The sequence below is a fragment of the Polaromonas sp. P1_E1_2 genome, assembly GCF_056406035.1.
Window position 1 is genome coordinate 1 of sequence record NZ_JBFUAZ010000606.1, and the last position, 2,810, is coordinate 2,810.

The following is a 2,810-nucleotide window of genomic DNA, read 5'->3' on the forward strand; positions in this document are numbered from 1 at the left end:
GATATTGTTGTTGCCGCCGCTGACATTGCCCGTGGCGTAGCTGTTGCTGATCGTGCTGTTGTTGGCCTCCCCCACCAACCCACCGATATTGTTGTCGCCGCCGCTGACATTGCCCGTGGCGTAGCTGTCGCTGATCGTGATGGCGTTGGACGCGCCGCCGTTGTTGACGCTGGATCCCACCAGCCCACCGACACGGTCGAACCCGGTGACGCCGCCAGTGGCAAAGCAACGGTTAATGACACTGCTATAGCCGCCCATGACAGAGTGTCGTCCCACCAGGCCGCCGACATGGATGCGGCCGCTGACGCTACCCGTGCCCGCGTGGCTGTAACTGATCGTGCTGTTGTAGGCGTACCCCACCAACCCACCGATATTGTTGTTGCCGCCGCTGACATTGCCCGTGGCGTAGCTGTTGCTGATCGTGCTGTTGTTGGCCTCCCCCACCAACCCACCGATATTGTTGTCGCCGCCGCTGACATTGCCCGTGGCGTAGCTGTCGCTGATCGTGATGAGTGACTGGACGCATTGCCGATTGGGTCGAATCCTGCGTTGCTATTCCAGTTTGCCGTGCCGCTGGCGTCAATGTCGTTGGCCAGGGTGTAGCTCTTGTCCACCATGCCGGCGGAACCCGCGCCTTGCAGGCCGTAAGCGTCGGTGAGCTGGTAAGCCGTTCCGGCGCTCAGGCCGTCACCGCCCAGCGCGCGAATGAAAGTGCCGCCGCTGATGCGGAAATCCGTCGCAGAAAATGCCGGCACGCTGCCCATCTGGCGCCAGGTGCCGCCCGCCAGGGTGAAGGTGCCAACGTTGGTGGCGCCGGTATTGGTGATGGTGCCGCTGGAATTCAGCGTCACGCTCTGACCCACGCCTGTGAGTCCGCCCAGCCCGATGTCACCGCCGGCGGCGAGAGTGACGGGGCCAGTGATATTCAGGTTGCCGTTGTAGGTTTGTGAGCCCGTGGTGTTGATATCTGATGCCAGGGCGATGTTGCCGATGGCGTTGAATGTCACGTTTGCCGCTGTCAAGGCACCATTGAGGGCGACATTGGCACCGGAGCCCGTCAGCGTCATATCTGCAATATTGATCGTCGGCAGGCTCAGCGTACCGCCGTTGGCAGCCAGGCTGACCGACTGGTAGGAGCCCGTCAAGTTGAGGCTGGCCACATTGAAATTGCCCGTTGTTGAGGCATTCACGTCGTGCGCAGCAGTGATGGTCGCATTGCTCACTGCTGCGTTACTGATGAAGTCGATCTGGCCACCGCCGCCCGTGCCCTGGGTGGTCAGGTTGAGCGTGCCTATGGCGTAGCCGTAGGTGTTCACGCGTATCCTGCCGTTGCCTGCGTTGCCCGCGGAAGCAGTGAAGCTGCCGCCGGGGGCACTCATGCTGGCCTCGACGGCGGAGCCGGGGTTGCTACCCCGGATATTGGTGCCCGCGTACAGGTCAAAGGAGCTGGCCATCCAGCTGACGCCGCTATTCACGATCACGTCACCCGTGGTGGCTTTCATCTTCAAGCTGCCGGCAAAGACCTGCCCCAGGCCGTCGGTGCCGCCGATGCTGCCGCCGGCCGTCATGTCCAGCGCGCCGCCATTCAGATTCAGGGTTCCCGTGCCGGTAATATCGCCGGCAGCGTTGGCCGTCACAGAAAGAGTTGTGGAAGGCCCGCCCACACCGATATTGCCGTTGAGGAGGATGTTGCGCCCGGCGGTCATGGTCATACCGGCCGCGCCTGCATTGGTTTTGGTGATGTTCGCGCCGGTATTGATGTTGATGTCGCGCTCGGCAGTCAGCGTGAAGGTGTTGTTGTCCGTCCGGTTGATCGCCTGGTTGACGTGGATGTCGCCGTTGCCGCCGGCCGTGCCCATGGTGGCGGTGGCGATTTCGAAATTGGTGCTTGTCAGGGCGCTCGCGACGTCGGCTGCCGTCATGTCGCCCGTGGCGGAGATGGTGAAGTCATTGGGGTCTATCAGCCATTTCCCGGTGTTGCCGGCGGAAGCCAGCGTGGTGACCCGGGCRCTGTCGGCCACCTTGACATGCGCTGCGCTGGTTTCAACAAAACCGCCGTCGCCTCCATCCGGTGCGCTCGCGTCCAGCGTTCCGCCCACGTTGACGGTACCGGTTTCCATGTCGCCCATCAGCAGGATGCGGCCTGATTTGTTCTGCAGCGTCTTCGCTTCAATCACGCCGGTGTTGTTCACCGTGGCCGTCGTCAGGCTGTCCATGGCCTTGGCCGAAAGCAACACTTGCCCGCCGTTGGCCTGTATCAGGTGTTTGTTCTCGGCCAGCGCATTGATGGCCCCCTGGTCGATGCTGTAGCCCAGCAAAGACCCGTTATCTAGATTCAGGGTGACCTTGTTGCCGGCAGCCAGCAGGGCTGTTCCCAGCGACGCAGTCATCACGCCTTCGTTGTGCACTTCCGGGGCCAGCAGGGCGAGATAGCCGCCGTTCGCCGCCGTCATCGTCCCTTGGTTGACCACCGAACCGCTGCCGCCCGAATTCGTGAAAACGTTATTGCCGGCCATGAAGTCGGCGTTGCTCATATTGAGCGTCGAGGCGACGAGACCACCGACGTTCACTTGCGACCCGGCGCCAAACAGAACGCCGTTCGGGTTCAGGATAAACACCTGGCCATTCGCCGTCAGGCTGCCGAGGAATTCGCTGGGGCTGCTGCCGRTGATGCGGTTCAGGGCTATCGCTGAAGCATTGGGCTGGCTGAACACCAGCGCCTCGTTGGCCCGCGTGGAGAGGCTGGTCCAGTCGATCGCCAGGCGCTGGCTGGCCTGGTTGATGGTGGTGGTGTTGCCGAGCGTGGAGAC

Annotated in this window: 1 protein-coding gene and 1 pseudogene; both read right to left on the reverse strand. The window is 62.5% G+C overall.

The window, feature by feature from the left end:
- Nucleotides 1–444 (reverse strand): GLUG motif-containing protein (locus AC1D1P_RS20615; protein WP_477674243.1); only part of this gene is annotated, 444 nt, incomplete at its 3' end.
- A gap of 1,712 nt (nucleotides 445–2,156) precedes the next feature.
- Nucleotides 2,157–2,783, reverse strand: a pseudogene (locus AC1D1P_RS20620) (two-partner secretion domain-containing protein); the annotation flags it as partial.
- Nucleotides 2,784–2,810: the final 27 nt, after the last annotated feature.